Source organism: Streptomyces platensis (genome assembly GCF_008704855.1).
Lineage (GTDB): Bacteria > Actinomycetota > Actinomycetes > Streptomycetales > Streptomycetaceae > Streptomyces > Streptomyces platensis.
The window spans coordinates 6596704-6613958 of the sequence record NZ_CP023691.1 but is presented as its reverse complement, the minus strand read 5'-3'; the positions used below and the strand labels follow the sequence as shown (position 1 = coordinate 6613958).

Sequence of the window (17255 nt, the reverse complement as noted above, 5' to 3'; positions counted from 1 at the left end):
GCTCGACGTCAGCCCGTGCGCGCCGCCCCGCCCCTGGTCGGGAAAGCCGTTGAACTCGCGTATGCCCCGGCAAGGCACGTTCATGAGCCGGTCGCCGGTGGGCAGCCGGGTGGCGATCGAGCTCGACAGCGCGACGGCCTGCGGACCGGTCTGGTGCAGATGGGCGATCAGATGAGGCGCGGGCACCTGGGCGCCGAGGAAATCCACCTGCCAGCCGCGCAGCCGCAGCACCTCGGCGAGGAGGCGGGCGGGCAGCGCATGCCACTCACCGTCGACGCAGGCCACCGTGATGCGGCCTTGTTCCGCCCTGGCCGGGGGCGGCCGGTGGTACGCGAGGGCCGCGATGACCCGGTCGTTGATGGCGGTCGCGGCGTGCTCCTGCGCCACCGTCATCTTGTTCGCCGCCCAGTGCTCACCGACCCGGTGCTGGACCGGCGCGATGATGTCGAGCAGCACGTCCTCCGGCGGAACACCGGCGTCCACCGCGTCGAACACCCGGCGGACGGCGGCGTGCTCATCCACCGTCACCACGGCGTCCCACAGGTCGTCGACGTAGGCGGCCAGGCTCTCCGTCATCGCCACAGGCGAAGTGGTCATGACGCCCGCCTACCCGGCAGCCGTCCGACCATGGACCCCGAACGACCACGGCGGGCCGGAACGGCCCCCACCCCTGCCTCCCGCCAGTCAGCGGTCTTCGGCACATCCCCCGTAGAAGTAATGGCTCTCAAGCCGGGTACCCGCCCCGGGTGTGGCCGTCCACCGCGCTGAGGTGCGCATGGCGGGGCGCGGTGATGGCGACCACGGCCATGTCGTCATGCCGGCCGGCCCCCACCCACTGGGCAGCGAGCATCCGGATCCGCTCCACGACCGCTTCGGCCGGCAGGCCCGCACACTCGCTCAGTGCGGACCGCAGACGTGCCTCGCCGAAGAGCTCATCGCCCAGCGGCCCGCCCATCGCCTCGGTGATCCCGTCGGTGTACAGCAGACAGGACTCCCCGGGCGCGAGATCGAGCGTGGCCGTCGTGGAGGTCACCTCCGGCAGCGCGCCTACGAGGGAACCGCGGGTGGCGGCTTCCTCCACCCGGCCGTCGGCGCGGACGACCAGCGGCGCGGGTGTCCGGCACTGGTCACCCGCAGCCGGACGGTGCCGCCCCGCCGCGCGACCGAGGCGAGGACCAGGGTGGCGAACCGGGTGTGGTCGGAATCGAGCAGCGCGCCGTTGAGCAGCCGCACCACCCGCCCGTCCGGGCCGCAGAAGCTCATCGCCGGCCACCGTCCGGAGGGCGGGGCGACCACGACGGCGGCATCCGCCAGATACCGCGTGGCGAGCCGGGCCGTGACGTCCATGCACCGGTCGACATTCAGGGAGGCGAGAAGCTCCGTCGACGCCTGGGCGAGAAACCCGGTGCGCTCACGCTCGGCACGCAGGGCGTCCTCCGCCGCCCGGCGGGCGGTGTCATCCACCAGCCACCACACCACATCGCCGCTCTCCGTACGACGCGGACGGGCCTCGAAGCTCCGCGCTCCGACGGGCCCGCGCGCCGCCTCCCCGCCGTCGGGCCGCAGGGAGTCAGTGAGCAGGCCTGATGGGGAGTGGGACCGGTTTCGGGTGGGGGGAGACAGCCCGCGACTCACACCATCAGGAACAGCACCAACAACCTCAAAGGGGCAATATCACGCGAATGGTCTTGCCGGTCACGGTCGCGGTGATCTCGACGCTGCGCGCCAGCCGTTGTATCAGGGGCCAGCCGTAGCCACCCGTGGCGCCAGGGTCACGACCGGGGGTTTGCGGGGAGGCGGCAGCGGGGCAGTGCGCGCTGCCGTCCTCGACCGCCACTTCCAAACACCCCTCGACGACCCGCGCGGTGAACCCGGTGAGCCCGCCCCCGTGCCGTTGGGCATTGGTGACCAGCTCCGTGGTCACCAAGAGGGCATCGACAAGGGCCAGGTCATCGACCGGGCTGCCTATCTTGTGCAGCAGGTCGTGCACAAAGTTGCGCGCCTCGGCTGCTCTTACAGGTACTCCCTGCATCACACCATTCCACCCCAATGCCCCCGAGCCGTCGCAGCGACGCCGCCACGCTCACCCACCCTCCGGGCAGGCATTGCCGGCCGGGGCACTTCCTTCTCGCACGGCAGGACGGCAATACTCTCAGGCCCCCGCACGGGCGGATCAGCGGGTGAACACTCAGCGGGTGGGTGGGGCTGGTGGGCCTGCCGCGCACGGCGCACGGGCATTCACTGCCTCGTCGAACCTGGTCGGCGAGTCGACTAGTCGGCCGCGCCGTCGAACCGGAGAGGGACGGTCACCGTAATGGCCTTGCCGTCGCCCGTGGGAACAATCACCACGCAGGACGTGAGTTTCTGGATCATCGGCCACCCATATCCACCGACCCCATACTTTTCCCGTCCGATGGCCGTGGCGGGATGCCGAGGACTGCGATCGGCAACGGTCACTTCCAGCAGACCGCCCGCGATGCGGGCAGAGAATCCGGCGACTCCACCACCATGCCTCTGGGCATTGGTAACCAATTCCGAGGTGACCAGCAGGGCGTCGATCGCGGAGAGTTCATCGACCTGCGGGCGATGCGCGTGCAGCAGCTCATGAACGCGGTCCCGCGCGTCCGCCGCTTTGTTCACCGGGGTCTGCTGCGTGTCCGTCACACCTCTCACCTCACGCCCGATCGACCACAACACCTGGAGCTCACCCACCGCCCCCTGCGAGGGCCACGCAAAAGGCTACTTCGACGAGAAGGTCCTTTGACGGCTTCCCCCGGACCGCGCAGTTCACGCAACACTCTCCACGCCCCCGCACCAAGACCCCGACACGCCCCCTGACCTCACCACCAACGCTCCGCAGCAGAGCCGGCCGCACGGACTCCGGTGAAGGACGTCACAGAAACGCCACCACCCAGCGCGCCGACCGCCCACGCCATACGCCACGACGCCGGAGCGCACGGGCCGGGGGCAGACAGGGCGGAGCCGCCCCGCCTTGAGCGGCAGCCATCCCGACCGGCCCCGCGCAACACCCCTCACACCAGAGGAAATCCACCGAAATAGACTCCGACCTGGTGCAGATAATCCGCACTGTTCTCGTGCCCGGCACTCTCGAAATCGGGCGCACCCTTGATCTCGTCCTTGGTGCGACCCACGTAGACCTTCTTCTCCTGCTGGTCGATGCCGGTCACGATGCCGGCCGGCAGCACCACACGCCGCCCGAGAATCCACCGGCCGGTGTCCACGACGAGGTGCGCAGAATCCACGTCATCGGAATGCTTGTCGACCTTGCCGATGCTCCCGTCGACAGCTTCGACACCGAACCCTTCAAGGACCGTGCCCGCCCGGTACCCGGAATCGGAAAGGTATCCCCAGACATTGCCACTCATACGCCATCCCTTCTCTACGCGACACAAGACCAGGCCCCGTCCAGCCGCTACTCCCCACAAACAGACCCAGCCACGGAACCTCCACTCCCCCGATCAACCCGACAGCCCTCTGCTGCCCCGCCCCCCACCCCCAAAACAGCACCCACCACATGCCCCCCTCCCACCCCGAACCCATTACCGGGCGCCGATAACCCACCCCGCCGCCGGTCTAGTCAGGAATGCATCGGCCTCGACGGGCAGGATTTCTTCCCGTCCACCACGCCAATAGCGGACTCGACGCACCACCGAGTTCACCGACTCGGACCTCAGGTCGTAGAAGAACTGGCGGGCCCAGGACATCCGCCCTACGCCGTCTCACCGAGGGCACCGCTACCCGGCCGGGCACTGACCCCCACGGGTAGCCGATGTCACACCCTCGCCGACCCACGATGCCCGCCGCCCATTCGGCTCCCGAGACGCAGGCGACGAAGACGACCCCTTGGGCTCATTTGCCCAGTTTTGCCCTATCTCTTCACTCCGCACCGTCACACCACCCTTACGCCGGCATGACCCTGGCGCCCACCGCGGCATCCGCCGCAAAGCAGGACCGTCTGAACGATCAAAATATGGGGGCGCTAGCATATGAGCACCGCCTAGCTCGAAAGATAAGCCTGTGACTGCTGTCAATGACGACTCGTTCACCAACTGGAAGAACCGCGAGGAGATCGCGGAGTCGATGATCCCGATCATCGGGAAGCTGCACCGGGAGCAGGACGTCACGGTCCTGCTGCACAGCCGCTCCCTGGTGAACAAGTCGGTGGTCAGCATCCTCAAGACCCACCGTTTCGCCCGGCAGATCGCCGGTGCGGAGCTCTCGGTCACCGAGACGATGCCCTTCCTCCAGGCCCTCACGACGCTCGACCTCGGCCCCTCCCAGATCGATCTCGGCATGCTCGCCGCGACGTACAAGAAGGACGACCGCGGTCTGTCGGTGGAGGAGTTCACCGCCGAGGCCGTCGCCGGCGCCACGGGTGACAACAAGATCGAGCGCCGCGAGCCGCGCGATGTCGTGCTCTACGGCTTCGGCCGCATCGGCCGCCTCGTCGCCCGCCTGCTCATCGAGAAGGCCGGTGGCCTGCGGCTGCGCGCCATCGTCGTCCGCGGCGGCGGCGACCAGGACATCGTCAAGCGCGCCTCGCTGCTGCGCCGTGACTCCATCCACGGCCAGTTCCAGGGCACGATCACCGTTGACGAGGCGAACAGCAAGATCATCGCCAACGGCAACGAGATCAAGGTGATCTACTCCAACGACCCGACGTCGGTGGACTACACGGCGTACGGCATCAACAACGCCATCCTCATCGACAACACCGGCAAGTGGCGCGACCGCGAGGGCCTGTCGAAGCACCTGCGCCCCGGCATCGACAAGGTCGTCCTGACCGCCCCGGGCAAGGGCGACGTCCCCAACGTCGTCCACGGCGTCAACCACGACATGATCAAGCCCGACGAGCAGATCCTGTCCTGCGCGTCCTGCACCACCAACGCGATCGTCCCGCCGCTGAAGGCGATGGCGGACGAGTACGGCGTCCTGCGCGGTCACGTGGAGACCATCCACTCGTTCACCAACGACCAGAACCTGCTGGACAACTACCACAGCTCCGACCGCCGCGGCCGCTCCGCGCCGCTCAACATGGTGATCACCGAGACCGGTGCCGCCTCCGCCGTCGCCAAGGCGCTGCCCGACCTCGATGCGACGATCACCGGCAGCTCGATCCGCGTCCCGGTGCCGGACGTCTCGATCGCGATCCTCAGCCTTCAGCTCGGTCGCGAGACCACCCGCGCGGAGGTCCTCGACTACCTCCGCGACGTCTCGCTGACCTCCCCGCTCAAGCGCCAGATCGACTTCACCACGGCCCCCGACGCGGTCTCCAGCGACTTCATCGGCTCCCGCCACGCCTCGATCGTCGACGCCGGCCCCACCAAGGTCGAGGGCGACAACGCCATCCTCTACCTCTGGTACGACAACGAGTTCGGCTACTCCTGCCAGGTCATCCGCGTCGTCCAGCACGTCTCCGGGGTGGAGTACCCGACTTACCCGGCACCGGCGGTCTGATCGCAGCGAGCTTCCGTGCCGTCCGAGCCACCGCCCCGGGTGCGGGGCGGTGGGGCGCGGGCGTTGCGAACGGTAGCGCCCAGCTAGCCGGGTGGTAGTCGGCAGCCCTCCAGCGCGGGTCGGTGCGGTGTCCCCTTAGCCAGACTGGCCGGGGCCGCGACCGGTAGACGAAAACATTGACCAGGAGGCGGAGCCAGGGGGAAACCCCCGGCTCCGCCTCCGGTGTTTCCGGGCCAGGATCGCGAAGCACGAGGCCTCGTGTTGAGCGTCGCAGTCCGCGGCTTACCGGCGCCACCGAAGCCGCCGCCCGTTGCACGCATTGGACCGTGAAGCAGAGGGCCCGAACTCGGCCCGCCCATCGCGGGTTCGACCCGGAGTGTTCACATGTCCGGATGGTCTGGCAGGGGCGAGGCGGTGACGACATCGTCGAGGATCTGCTCCCGCGCCGAAATGACCATCCTGTTGAGCGCGCTGGCCACGGAGAGGATCTCACCGGATCTGGCAGAGTTGCTGATCTGGTCGGACGACTCATCGAGGTGGGTCATCACCTCCCGCATGAGCCGCTGAGCTTCAGGCGTGGTGGGCAGCGCGTCAGCTTTGATCAGGTTGAGCATCGTCTCTAATGCCGTGGCCAGCTCGCGGACCGCTGCACGCATCTCGGATTCGTCGGAATTCATGCCGCATACGATCGCGGATCGGATGCGAATCTGCCACGCCGCAGACTTCGGCTGGAGGACAGCCGGGCAGCGACAGGGCGAGCGTCTTCGTGTGGCCGGCCCATGACGATGTCCGTGGTGAGCCGAGCTTCTCGAGCCGACCCGCGATCGGGTATGGCTTGCGCTTCGACGGGGGCTTCGAGTGACGCGGCGATGCGCCCCGCCATCCGCTCCAGGAGCACAACGGGTTTCACGTGGTGCGTCATACGGGGCCGTCGCATGGGAATTCGCCACCGCAGGCGTCCTCGAGGGAAGGAATCGTCCAACTCCGCGCTCTGACTGGAGACTCCGGACTCGCCCGCCACGCTGACTCGTGGTCGAGCTCGATGCCCTGGTTCAAGGGGTCGAGCCGGGGTGTCGGCAACGGTGGAGAGGAACCCCGATGACTGCTGAGCGTGTGCTTGTGCCGTCTCCCGCAACGGCGTACCGAGGGCGGTGGCCGGCGCTCACCGCCCTGCTGCTCGGCGAGGCGATGAATCTGTTGGACGCCACGATCGTGCAGGTCGCGGGTCCAAGGCCTTGGGCAGCATCGGCCCCGTGATGGGTCTTGCCGCTGTCTGCGGTCCGGTGCTCGGCGGTGTCATGACCCATGCCGACCTGTTCGGCTCGTCGTGGCGTGCGGTGTTCCTCGTCAACATCCCCGTGTCCCTGGTCGTGCCGGCCCTCAGCCCCAAACTGCTGGAAGACCGCGCCCCTAGGCGGCCCACTCTCGATCTGACCGGCACGCTGTTGGCCACGATCGGCGTCGGGCTCATCGCCTGTCCCCTGATCGGTGCCGCACCGCCGCCAGTCCGGGTGGAGTTGGGGGCCATCGTGGCCGGGCTCATCGTGATGGTGGTGTTCGGGCTGCATCAGCGCCATGTCGCCGTAGGCGGCCGCAGCCCGCTGGTGGAGCCGAGCTTGTTCGCGCATCGGGGTTTTCCGGCGGCCCTGGTGATGTCGACGTCCTTCTTCGCGGTGACGAACGGTCTGATGGTGGTCATCGTGCTGCACCTTCAGCTGGGGCTCGGCACTGATGTGCTCAACTCGGGCCGCACGCTTGCTCCATGGTCGGTGGGCCTGGCAGTGGCGTCGTGGGTGGCCGGCGCCATCTGGTCCGACGCTACGGGCACCACGTGATGTCCCTGGGCCCCGCTGTACTGGTAGCCGGAGGAGCACTGGCCGCCCTCGCCGTCTACCACGCGGCCGATCCCACGGCCTACCCCGAGCCGCCGCTGATCGTGCTGGGTGTCGTCGGCCTGGGGGCCGGGCTCTTCAGCCCCGTCTTCTTCACCCTCGCCCTGAAGCCGCTGCGGCCGCAGGAGATCGGGTCGGCTGCCGGACTGCTGAACGCCTTCGAGCAGTTGGGAGCCACACTCGGGGTCGCCATCCTGGGCAGCGTCTACCTCAACAGGGCCGGAGCCCCGCGCTGATCGCGCCACATTCCCGTACGGCCTGGGAAGCTTCGGCACCTCCGTCGGGGCCGGACGGCAGCCTTCCTCGTTCTTGGACGCGAAGCGGTAAGGGAGTTGGCGCGGTGGGGCGCATTCGCCCCCGCACCCCGCAAGGTGAAAAGTGAGCGGGTGTGCCCCGGCGCCCGGAAAGGTATTTATGCCTTTCCATTTCGGGCGCCGCATTCCCTTCGCCCGCTCGGTTCAAGCCTCGGAGAAACGTTACTGCTGCGTGCGGATTTAAGTACTTCACTATGGGCGCATCACCTGCATATTGGTCTCATCGGGTGTGGGCCAATGGAGGTATGTTCTCAACGAACACGCATGGGTGGATAGTGAAAGGCCTCCACCGGGTTCGGAGCCCTTGGTGTGAGCAGGAAATGGAGGTCGCAGATGACCATAGAGGAATGGCTCAAAACTAATGTCACCACCGACACGAGGGCGCTCGGGTGGTACAGCGGGCCGGAGTGCGAGGACCGTATCGTCCGAGCCTATCGCGAGCTGTTGAGTGGCTATGAGATCGACACCTCGACGATCCTCAAAACCACCTGCCTGGTGGACGGCGAGCACACCGGCGTGGTGCGTATCCAGGAGAACAACTTCTTCTCGATCTGCGCCCACCACTTCCTGCCGTTTTTCGGGAAGGTCAACATCTCCTACGTGCCCGGTGACCGCATCCTCGGACTCGGTAAATTCCCCCGTCTGGTACAGGCGTTCAGCCGGCGCTTCCAGATTCAGGAGTACCTCGTCAAGGACATCGCTGAAGAGATCATGTCCTCCGGCGGCGCACAAGCCGTGCGCGTCACCTCCCGCAGTCGCCACCTCTGCATGTGCAGTCGTGGTCCGTCCGACCAGACCGTCACCACCGATACCTCTTATGTGGCAGGCGATCAGGAGTTGATGGCCAAGTTCGGCCTGGACGACTGATGCGGACTCGCGTGGCGGGAGGTGTGCTCACTGATCCCTCCCGCCACGCGGCCCCGGTCAGCCCGTCCCTCGACGGCCGACCGCGCGGGACCACGCGCCGGCCGGCACAAGGAGAATCCGTGCGCGTCAGGAAGAGACGCAGTCAGCGCCGCGCTTCGGCGTCGCCCTGGACGTACGCGCTGGCGACCTGGCTCGCCGGTGTGCTGGCGGCAGTCGGCCTGGGTGCCGTCGCGCCGGTGGGGTCCGCGCTGCGTGCGTCGCTCGGCCTGTCGGACGGTGCGCTCGCATGGGCCACCTCGAGTATCACGGCGGTGAGCGCGGCTCTCGGCATCCCGGCGGGATGGTGGGTCCGCCGCTTCGGCGCCCAACGGGCCCTTTCCTGGGGCCTTTCCGTGATGTCGGTGGCCGCTGTCGGCAGTGCGGCCGCCGGATCCTGGGGGCTGCTGCTGGGGGCACGTATCGCTGAAGGGGTCGGCTACCTGCTGGTGTTCGTGGCGGGTCCGGTCGTTCTCACCCGCATCGCTCAGGGCGGCACCCGGTCGGCAGCGCTCGCGTTGTGGGGCACCTGCGTCCCTACGGGGCTTGCCATCGCCGCGGTCACGGGCGGGGCCCTGGAATCCGTGTGGACCTGGAACCAGTGGCTGGCCCTCACCGCACTCGGGCCGCTGATCATGGCCGGAGTGCTCACGGCCGTTCTGCCTCGGCTGCCGAGGGCGGCGGTCCCGTGCGCTCACCGCGAAGCCGGCGCCTGGAACGGGGCGTTGCGGCTCGGTGTGGCGTACGGCAGCCTGTCGCTGGTCGGCGTCGCCGTGGTGATGGTGCTGCCGGCTTTTCTCCTGGAGCAGCGGCAGGCCACGCCGACGGTCACCGGTGCCGTGGTGGCGGTCGTCTGTCTGGGCAGCGCGGTCGGTGGGCTCGCCGCCAGTTGGCTGCTGCGGCGTGGCACGGCCTTCTCCGCACTGGTGCCGCTGGGTGCGTTGATGCCGATCGCCTGCCTCCCCGCGTTCTCGGCCGAATTCCCCCTCGCGGTCAGCGGCGGAGCGGCCACACTTGTCCTTGTCGTGGACGGACTGCTGATCTCGGCGGTCTTCGCCGCCGTTCCCGCCTCGGTGAGCCGTGCTGCGGATGTCGATGTCGCCAATGGCATCCTCAACCAGCTGGGCAGTGTGGGGATTCTGCTGGGGCCACCCGTCTTCGGGCTGGTCATCGCTGCCGCGGGGTGGGGCACCGTCGCTGCCCTGGTCCTGGTCTTCGGCGGACTGGGGGCGGCCCTGCTGCTGACGGCGGCGCGCACGTCCGCGGCCGGTTCGGCGGCCGACCTGTCCCGGCCGCCCGCCGCGCCGGGTGGCAGAGAGCGGCGGAATGGGGCGGGCCCCTTGGCGAAGGCGGCGGATGTCAGCAAGCGCCAGCGCATGCGTCCCTGAACGAGCCACGGACATGTGGCGTGCCCGACTGCCTTACCAGCTGATGGCAGTCCTTCGTCCAGGAAGGGGCGCAGGGTGAGAATCGACTTCCCGCTGGTGCGGGACAACACCTTTCGCGAGTACTGCCTGTACTGCCGTGCCGAGGCGATCACTTGGATCGTCGTGGACGGAAGAAAACGCTGCACCTGCGCTGGGTGCGGCCGCGAGGCGGAGCGAGCCCTCGTCATTGATCCGCGTATCTCCTGGTGGACCGATGCGGACGGCGAGTACTGGCACGAGAGTGCCGGGGTATTCGTACGCGACCGGGGTGCGAGGTTTCTGTTCTTCCAGCGAACCGCTTTCCCTTACCGGTTGACCGTGCCTGCGGGGCACGTCGAGAGCGGGGAGGAACCCCGGTGCGCGGCCGCGCGGGAGCTCTGGGAGGAAGTAGGAATCCGGGGCGCGGAGGGGGAGCTCCGGCTCGTCGCGGACGAGTATTTGCGGGGAGATGTGTGCAGAAGGGGTTCCGATGCGCATCGTTGGCATGCCTTTCTGCTGGAGGTCGATGAGCACCGGGAAGCCGGAGCCCAGGGGGAGGTGACCGTGAATGAGGAGGGCGAGGCACCCGTCTGGCTCACGCTCGACCAAGCCCGTTCCGGCCGGCCGACGTTCGCGGTGGAGCGCATCATCGAGCAGTATTCCGAGAGGCTGCTGGCCGCTGTTCCGCGTACTACTGAATAACGGAAGCGGGGCCCTCCGGAGGACGTTTCTCGGGCGGGACATCTTCCTCGTAAGCCGCCGCGGGGGGGACCAGCAGCCGTCTCAGCCCGAGCAGGTGGCGGCCTTGCCCGGCAGCTTCCCGCCGACCAGATATCGGTCGACGGCACGGTCGGTGCAGGTGGAGGGGGGCTCCGCGGCGTACGCCGCATGTCCCTGGCCCTTGCGTACGAGGAGCGAGCTGTGGTCCAACTGCCGGTGCACCGCCCGGGCGTTCGCCAGTGGAGTGAGCTGATCGTCGGTGTACGACACCAGCAGCACCGGTGCCGCGCCCGCTGCCTTGACCGGCTCGGCCGCGCCGGTGGGGGCGATCGGCCAGGTCGCGCAGTCGATCATCTGCCAGGCGTAGGAACGGCCGAAGAGCGGCGACTGCTTGGCGAACGCGTCGGCGGTGGCGAGCATCTGCTTCGGGGGCTTCGGCGCGGACGGGGAGTCCAGGCACAGCACCGCCGACATGCTCATCGACTCGTTCTCCTCGGTGCGCTCCTCCTGCGGCGTCGGCTCCTGGTCACCGCTCCCGCCGCCCGCCTCGGCGTCCAGACGGTCGAAGGCGGTCACGTCCCCGTGCAGGGCGGCCACCAGCGCCGTGGTCAGTCGCTGCCAGCTCACGTCGCCTGACACGGCCATTCCCAGGTACAGAGACAAGTCGCCGCCGGTGAATTCCTCGCCGCCGGCCCCGTGCAGCGGCTTCCGGTCCAGTTCCTCGGCGAACGTGGTGAGCCTCCGCAGAATCTCCTCGGCGCCGGCTCCCAGCCGGTCATCGCCGCGCGCGGCGAGGTCGTGGGCGTACCGGCGCACCGCGTCATCGGAGGTCTTGAGGTCGAGCCGGGCGACCTGCCGCAGGTCGGCGGCGGGATTCACGACACCGTCGAGCACCATCCGGCCCACCTTCCCGGGGAACAGCTTCATGTACTGCTGGCCTATGAAGGTGCCGTAGGAGACACCCGTGTAATTCAGCTTGGCGTCGCCCAGCACCGTACGCAGCACATCGAGGTCGCGCGCGACACTCACGCTGTCCATGTGCGCGAGAACGGGGCCGCTCGCCTTTTGGCAGGCGCGGGCACGCCGGGTCGCGTCGGCGAAGGTCTTCTCCGCCTCCGATGCGGTACGCGGCGGGTTCTCGGGTTCCTCAGCCACGCCGTCGGGGCACTTGATCTGCCCGGACCCGGCAATGCCTCGCGGGTCGAAGCCGACCAGGTCGTAACGGGCCCGAGCCTGTTCCCCGGCCTGCCAGTTTCCATTGGCCACGTCGGCCGCGCCGCCCGCTCCCGGCCCACCGGGGTTGAAGAACAGCGAGCCCAGCCGACGACTGTGATCCTTGGCCTGCACCCGCGAGACCCGCAGTGCGACGGTCTTCCCGTCCGGGGCGGCGTAGTCGACCGGCACCTTCACCCAGCCGCACTGCGCGCCGGGCACGGCCTTGGGGGTGACGTCCGCGCCACAGGCCGTCCACCGGACCGTCTGCTGCGTGAAGCGCGCGGGCAGCGCCCGTACGGACGCGTCCCTGCCCTTGGCGTCGTCGGGCCGGGATGCCGCGGCGCCACCGGCACCGCAGACCGTCACCACCGCCGTGGTGACGGCCAGCAAACCGGCAGACAAGGCCATGGATGGGCGGGGGATGGGCATCGGCGCTCTCGCTCTCTCGCTCGTCGCCCGCACAGGATGCGCACAGGCGCCGCCGGGCCGCTGTAGGGCCCGTCACAGTTGGGGCGAAATTACGCATTGTCGGCGGACGGTCGCTTTTCACCCTCGGGTGGGGGGACGTCACGGATGGCGAGGTCGCGGAGGGTGAAGTCGCGGAGGGTGAATGGCGGGGAGGGTGAATGGCGGGAGGCTGCGTTGCCGTCGACCGCGTGGGCGCGGACGCGCGGACGCCGTTCCGTAGCAACAGGAGCGGGGGCTTCGAGGTGAGCGCCGCCCGGAACACGGTCGGTGAGGAGAGGCAACCGCTGGGTCATCACCGCATGTGATCACCTACAAGCGGGCGATGAATGCGCCGATGTGGGAGGCGATCTGGTCGGGCACCTCCAGGGGCGACAGGTGGCCGGTGCCGCTGAGCTCGGCGAGGGTGGCGGTGGGGATCAGGGGGAGCAGGTGTGCGCGCAGGATCTGGGGCGGGTCGACCTTGTCGTCGCTCCCGGCCAGCACCAGTACGGGAACGCTGATCGCGCCGACCCGGTCCGCGAGATCCTCGACCAGGGCCTGCCGCGGCCACGCCATACGGGCCGCCTCGCCCGCCCGGGAGCTGTCCTCGTGGACCTGTCGGCGGGCCTCAGGGGACAGCTCGCCGTGGGTCAGCACCAGGTCGATGCTTCGGCCGATGGCGTCGTCGTTGTCGTAGGCGTGCGCCAATGCCTCCTGGAACTCGTGCGTCACACCCACCGGAGCCGGTGGGGCGGGTGCGACGAGCACCACGCCCTTCAGTCCGGCGGGGCGGCGGGAGGCGAATGTCTGGGCCACCTTGCCGCCCATGGAATGGCCCACCACGACGTACTCGTCATAGCCGAGCTGGCCGATGACCCGCTCGGTGTCGTCGGCGAGTTGCTCCATGCCGTAAGGGCCGGGCACCTCGGTCGACTCGCCCCAGCCGCGGTGGTCGTACACGACGAACGTCTGCGCCGGGCGGAGGCGCTCGATGACCGGCCGCCAGGTGCGGTGGGAACCTCCCCAGTAGTGGAGGAAGACCAGGGCGGGGCCGTCGCCTTCGCGGACATGGCCGTAGACCCGCCCGCCGTTCACGTGGAAGTACCGGCCGGTCGGGGTGTGGGTGGTCACGGAGGTCAGATGTCCTTGCCTGGACCGGCGCGGGGCCGCTCTGCCGCGGGCGCTGCCGGTGTGAGCCCCGGCGGTGGGGCCGCGCTGCTCATGACTCGATCGTCGTCCGGCTGTTTTTGATCAACCACGGGTTCGAATGCCGGCATGCGCAACTTTCGGGACACGTCCGCGCGGGCGGTCGTTCGTCGCTCCCACACCGGCGCAGCCCGCGTCGGCTGATCCAACGCCCCCTCAGCTGAGTCCGCTTGGCGCCCCGCCTGCCACGGGGCAACACCGTGCCCGCCCCCGCGCACCCTGCCCGGATCCGGACTGGCAAGAAAGTTACGGCCGTAACATTGCAGCCATGGATCCTCACCGCGTCGCGGTCCTGGTGCTGCCCCGTGTGCTCCCCGTCGACCTGGGCATCCCGACGCAGATCTTCAACCCACGGCCCCACACCCCGTACGAACTCACGGTGTGCGGCGGAGCCCGTGGCAGCGTCACCACCAGCACCGGCTTCACGGTCGGCGTCAGAGCCGGGCTGCCGGCCCTGGCCCGGGCGGACACCATCATCGTGCCCGGCTACTGGGAGTATCAGCGGCCACCGGCGCCCGAGGTCACGGCGGCCCTGAAACGCGCCTTCCGCCGAGGCGCCCGCATCGTCTCCATCTGCACCGGCGCCTTCGCGCTCGCCGCTGCGGGGCTGCTCAACGGCCGTACGGTCACCACGCATTGGGCCAGCGCCGACGAGCTCGAAGAGAGCTATCCCCAGGTCCGGGTCGACCGCAGCGTCCTCTACATCGACGACGATCCCCTGCTGACCTCCGCGGGCGTGACCGCCGGCATCGACCTGTGCCTCCACCTCGTCCGCAAGGACCTCGGTGCCGCCGTCGCCAACGACATCGCCCGCGAACTGGTCGCCGCGCCGCATCGCGACGGCGGCCAGGCCCAGTACATCGCCCAGTCCCTGCCCGAGCCCACCGCGCATACCCTCGCCGACACCCGCGAGTGGGCCGTGCGGCACCTTGCCGAAGCCCTCACGCTCGACGTTCTCGCCCGGCACGCACGCGTCTCCACCCGCACCCTGGTGCGCATGTGGCGCCAGGAGACCGGCAGCACCCCCCACCAGTGGCTGCTGAGCGCCCGCGTCCACCACGCCCGTGAACTCCTGGAAGTCACCGACCTCGGCATCGAGCAGATCGCCGACCGATGCGGCCTCGGCACCGGCACCAACCTCCGCGCCCGCTTCCGCAATGCGCTGGGCACCACACCCTCCGCGTACCGCCGGACCTTCCAGCAGACGCGCGCGGACTGACCGCAGCCCCCGTGCGTCAGCGTGGCGAACCCCGGCCGCCACCGTTGAAGCGGCCGAGAGGTGATCAGTGCCCCGAAGCGCGACGATGGGGGCGGAGACCCATGTATGCAACACCGGGGACGCCGGCGCGGAAGGGCGATCGACCGGGGACGCGATGCCTACCGGGGACGGGAGGCCTATGGAGCAGGGCGCCAGTGCGGCGCGGACCGTCATCCTGACCGTGGACGACGACCCGGGCGTGTCACGTGCTGTCGCCCGCGATCTGCGGCGTCGCTACGGCGAGTTGTACCGCATCGCCCGCGCCGAGTCCGGCGAGCATGTCGCTTCCGCGGTGGGAGCGGGCGCCATGGAGGCGGTCGGCCGGCGGGAACAGCTCCTGGCTCTCGGATCGCTGTCCGCGGGACTGACCCATGAGCTGAACAACCCGGCCTCGGCGGCCGTGCGAGCCACCTCCGCGCTCCGCGAGCGGGTAGCCGGGATGCGCCACAAGCCCGGCATCATCGCGGCACACCCGTACCGGCGCGACACCCTGGAGACGCTCGTCAACATCCAGGAACGCACGGCCGAGCGCGTGGCCAAGGCCACCGCCCTGAGCCCGCTGGAAACCGCGGACCGGCAAACACCAGGGGGACCTGCGGTTCGATTCCGTCCCCGGCGACACCCGCTTCCAGGTGCGCCGTCCGCCGGCCCCCACCGACCCCCGTTCCCCCCAGGAGGCGTCATGACTTCCCCGCACGGAATCGACCCCTCGGCCGCTCCCAGCGGGACCGGCTGCGCGGAGTGCGAGGCCGGTGGCGGCTGGTGGTTCCATCTGCGGCGCTGCGCACAGTGCGGCCACATCGGTTGTTGCGACGACTCACCCGCCAAGCACGCGACGGCCCATGCCCGGGACACCGGGCACCCGGTGATCCGCAGCTTCGAACCGGGCGAGACCTGGTTCTACGACTACGACACCTCGGACGTGTACGCCTCGGGCCCGCCCCTGGCCCCCCCGGAGAGCCACCCGGCCGACCAGCCCACCCCCGGCCCCGCGGGCCGCGTCCCGGCGGACTGGGCCGAGCGTCTGGGATAGGCGGGGACAGGCACACCACTCCCCCGTCCGGCACGCCGCCGACCTGGGCCGGACGCCGCCACCGACCGGCCCGCACCGTCGCGTTGGCGGCATTCCGGAGCGGCACTTAGCGTGAAGGGGACGGCGGTTCTTACCCGATCAGGGAGCCCACGCGGCCGGACCGCCCTCGACGTGGAGGGCCAGGAGATCCGGGAGATGCGGGAGATCCGGGAGGTCGGGTGGACTCTTTCTCGTTCCTGCTCGTGGCCGTGATCCTCACGGCCCTTGCCTTCGACTTCACCAACGGATTCCACGACACCGCCAACTCGATGGCCACCTCCATCGCCACCGGCGCGCTGAGCCCCCGGGTCGCCGTCGCCGTCGCGGGGGTGCTCAATCTGGCGGGAGCCTTCCTCTCCACGGAAGTGGCCAAGACGATCTCGGGCGGCATCGTCGAGGACAGCCAGGTCTCGCTGGTGATGATCTTCGCCGGGCTGATCGGGGCGATCCTGTGGAATCTGGTCACCTGGCTCCTCGGGCTGCCGTCCAGCTCGTCCCACGCCCTGTTCGGCGGGCTGATCGGCGCGGTGTGGGTGGGGGCCGGGGGTTCCGCGGTGCGCTTCGGCGCGATCATCGAGAAGATCGTGATCCCGGCGGTGGCCTCGCCCATGGTGGCCTGTGTGGTGGCGCTGCTGGCCACCTACCTCGCCTATGTGATCACCCGGAGGGCCGCCCGCCGCGCCGTCGGAAAGGGCTTTCGCGCGGGTCAGATCGGGTCGGCGTCCCTGGTGGCACTGGCCCACGGCACCAATGACGCCCAGAAGACGATGGGCGTCATCACCCTCGCGCTCATCTCGACCGGGGCACTCAGCCATGGCGCGGGGCCGCCCTGGTGGGTGGTGCTGAGCGCGGGCCTGGCGATCTCGCTGGGCACGTACGCGGGCGGCTGGCGGATCATCCGGACCATGGGCAAGGGGCTCACCGACATCCAGTCCCCCCAGGGCTTCGCCGCCGAGACCAGCGCCACCGCGGTGATCCTCGCCTCGTCCCACATGGGGTTCCCGCTGTCGACCACCCAGGTGTGCACCGGCAGCATCCTCGGCGCGGGGCTGGGCCGCAGGCTGGCACATGTGCGCTGGGGAGTCGCCGGGCGGATCGCGGTGTCCTGGCTGCTGACGCTGCCGGCCGCGGCCGCCGTGGGAGGCGTGGCGGCGTGGGTGGCCGATCAGGGCGACCTGGGGGTGGCCCTGGTGGCGGTCGTCGCCCTCGCCGCCGCGGCGGCCTTCTACATGCTCTCGCGCCGCCGCCCGGTGAGCCCGGAGAACGTCAACGAGGCGCCGGCACCCGAACCGCCCGCCACCGTCAAACCGGCCGCCTGAGCCGGCCCCGCCGGCCCGGCCGCCG

General features: G+C 69.6%; 15 protein-coding genes and 3 pseudogenes. 10 read left to right on the top strand and 8 right to left on the bottom strand.

The features are described 5' to 3' along the window. Positions 1 to 93: 93 nt before the first annotated feature. The 5 genes and pseudogenes from CP981_RS38870 to CP981_RS29265 form a co-directional block, all read right to left on the bottom strand. A pseudogene (locus CP981_RS38870) lies at positions 94 to 576 on the bottom strand (cobalamin B12-binding domain-containing protein); the annotation flags it as partial. A 148-nt stretch (positions 577 to 724) separates the two neighbouring features. After that, positions 725 to 1545: pseudogene (locus CP981_RS29280) on the bottom strand (PP2C family protein-serine/threonine phosphatase); the annotation flags it as partial. Positions 1546 to 1660: 115 nt separating this feature from the next. Further along, on the bottom strand, positions 1661 to 2032 hold the full coding sequence (locus CP981_RS29275) for an ATP-binding protein (RefSeq protein ID WP_085926096.1): 372 nt from the start codon (positions 2030 to 2032) through the stop codon (positions 1661 to 1663). A 239-nt stretch (positions 2033 to 2271) separates the two neighbouring features. Beyond that, a complete protein-coding gene (locus CP981_RS29270; RefSeq protein WP_244329826.1) occupies positions 2272 to 2664 on the bottom strand; it encodes an ATP-binding protein in 393 nt (130 codons plus the stop codon). 368 nt (positions 2665 to 3032) lie between these two features. Beyond that, positions 3033 to 3386 carry a PRC domain containing protein gene (locus tag CP981_RS29265; protein ID WP_085926095.1) on the bottom strand — a complete coding sequence of 118 codons (354 nt, stop codon included), beginning with the start codon at positions 3384 to 3386 and terminating at the stop codon, positions 3033 to 3035. Positions 3387 to 4038: 652 nt separating this feature from the next. Between CP981_RS29265 and CP981_RS29260 the strand changes: the two genes are divergently transcribed. Beyond that, positions 4039 to 5478, top strand: a complete 1440-nt coding sequence (locus CP981_RS29260) for a glyceraldehyde-3-phosphate dehydrogenase (protein WP_085926094.1) — start codon at positions 4039 to 4041, stop codon at positions 5476 to 5478. A gap of 380 nt (positions 5479 to 5858) precedes the next feature. Here the strand turns inward: CP981_RS29260 and CP981_RS29255 are convergent, their stop codons facing one another. Beyond that, positions 5859 to 6155 carry a hypothetical protein gene (locus CP981_RS29255; RefSeq protein ID WP_085926093.1) on the bottom strand — a complete coding sequence of 99 codons (297 nt, stop codon included), beginning with the start codon at positions 6153 to 6155 and terminating at the stop codon, positions 5859 to 5861. Between the two features lie 576 nt (positions 6156 to 6731). Between CP981_RS29255 and CP981_RS29250 the strand changes: the two genes are divergently transcribed. From CP981_RS29250 to CP981_RS29235, 5 genes are all read left to right on the top strand, one after another. Further along, positions 6732 to 7313, top strand: a complete 582-nt coding sequence (locus tag CP981_RS29250; RefSeq protein ID WP_341873690.1) for an MFS transporter — start codon at positions 6732 to 6734, stop codon at positions 7311 to 7313. Next, on the top strand, positions 7310 to 7606 hold the full coding sequence (locus CP981_RS38865) for a hypothetical protein (protein ID WP_244329825.1): 297 nt from the start codon (positions 7310 to 7312) through the stop codon (positions 7604 to 7606). Before CP981_RS29250 ends, CP981_RS38865 begins: the two co-directional genes overlap by 4 nt. Before the next feature lie 411 nt (positions 7607 to 8017). Next, entirely contained in the window at positions 8018 to 8551 is a 534-nt protein-coding gene (gene folE, locus CP981_RS29245; RefSeq protein ID WP_085926092.1) for a GTP cyclohydrolase I, read from the top strand. A gap of 119 nt (positions 8552 to 8670) precedes the next feature. After that, complete coding sequence (locus CP981_RS29240) at positions 8671 to 9975, top strand: MFS transporter (protein WP_244329824.1); 1305 nt, start codon at positions 8671 to 8673, stop codon at positions 9973 to 9975. Between the two features lie 75 nt (positions 9976 to 10050). Beyond that, positions 10051 to 10695 carry an NUDIX hydrolase gene (locus CP981_RS29235; RefSeq protein WP_085926090.1) on the top strand — a complete coding sequence of 215 codons (645 nt, stop codon included), beginning with the start codon at positions 10051 to 10053 and terminating at the stop codon, positions 10693 to 10695. An 81-nt stretch (positions 10696 to 10776) separates the two neighbouring features. Here the strand turns inward: CP981_RS29235 and CP981_RS29230 are convergent, their stop codons facing one another. Together CP981_RS29230 and CP981_RS29225 are read right to left on the bottom strand one after the other, a co-directional pair. After that, entirely contained in the window at positions 10777 to 12336 is a 1560-nt protein-coding gene (locus tag CP981_RS29230) for an alpha/beta hydrolase (RefSeq protein WP_143658947.1), read from the bottom strand. Between the two features lie 369 nt (positions 12337 to 12705). Beyond that, positions 12706 to 13506 carry an alpha/beta fold hydrolase gene (locus tag CP981_RS29225; protein WP_085926088.1) on the bottom strand — a complete coding sequence of 267 codons (801 nt, stop codon included), beginning with the start codon at positions 13504 to 13506 and terminating at the stop codon, positions 12706 to 12708. A 343-nt stretch (positions 13507 to 13849) separates the two neighbouring features. On the opposite strand from CP981_RS29225, the gene CP981_RS29220 reads away from it, so the two are divergent. From CP981_RS29220 to CP981_RS29205, 4 genes and pseudogenes are all read left to right on the top strand, one after another. Continuing rightward, positions 13850 to 14800: a GlxA family transcriptional regulator gene (locus CP981_RS29220; RefSeq protein ID WP_085926087.1), complete on the top strand. Its 951-nt coding sequence runs from the start codon at positions 13850 to 13852 to the stop codon at positions 14798 to 14800. Between the two features lie 352 nt (positions 14801 to 15152). Then, positions 15153 to 15419 (top strand): annotated as a pseudogene (locus tag CP981_RS29215) (histidine kinase); the annotation flags it as partial. A 102-nt stretch (positions 15420 to 15521) separates the two neighbouring features. Further along, positions 15522 to 15872, top strand: coding sequence for a UBP-type zinc finger domain-containing protein (locus tag CP981_RS29210; protein WP_085926140.1), 351 nt, complete (start codon positions 15522 to 15524; stop codon positions 15870 to 15872). A gap of 218 nt (positions 15873 to 16090) precedes the next feature. After that, positions 16091 to 17230 carry an inorganic phosphate transporter gene (locus CP981_RS29205; RefSeq protein WP_085926086.1) on the top strand — a complete coding sequence of 380 codons (1140 nt, stop codon included), beginning with the start codon at positions 16091 to 16093 and terminating at the stop codon, positions 17228 to 17230. Positions 17231 to 17255: the final 25 nt, after the last annotated feature.

Excerpts from the sequence above, each read along its gene's own strand:
- CP981_RS29265 (WP_085926095.1), bottom strand. The coding sequence starts at position 3,386 with ATGAGTGGCAATGTCTGGGGATACCTTTCCGATTCCGGGTACCGGGCG.
- folE (WP_085926092.1), top strand. The coding sequence starts at position 8,018 with ATGACCATAGAGGAATGGCTCAAAACTAATGTCACCACCGACACGAGG.
- CP981_RS29275 (WP_085926096.1), bottom strand. The coding sequence starts at position 2,032 with ATGCAGGGAGTACCTGTAAGAGCAGCCGAGGCGCGCAACTTTGTGCAC.
- CP981_RS29230 (WP_143658947.1), bottom strand. The coding sequence starts at position 12,336 with ATGGCCTTGTCTGCCGGTTTGCTGGCCGTCACCACGGCGGTGGTGACG.
- CP981_RS29255 (WP_085926093.1), bottom strand. The coding sequence starts at position 6,155 with ATGAATTCCGACGAATCCGAGATGCGTGCAGCGGTCCGCGAGCTGGCC.
- CP981_RS29210 (WP_085926140.1), top strand. The coding sequence starts at position 15,522 with ATGACTTCCCCGCACGGAATCGACCCCTCGGCCGCTCCCAGCGGGACC.
- CP981_RS29220 (WP_085926087.1), top strand. The coding sequence starts at position 13,850 with ATGGATCCTCACCGCGTCGCGGTCCTGGTGCTGCCCCGTGTGCTCCCC.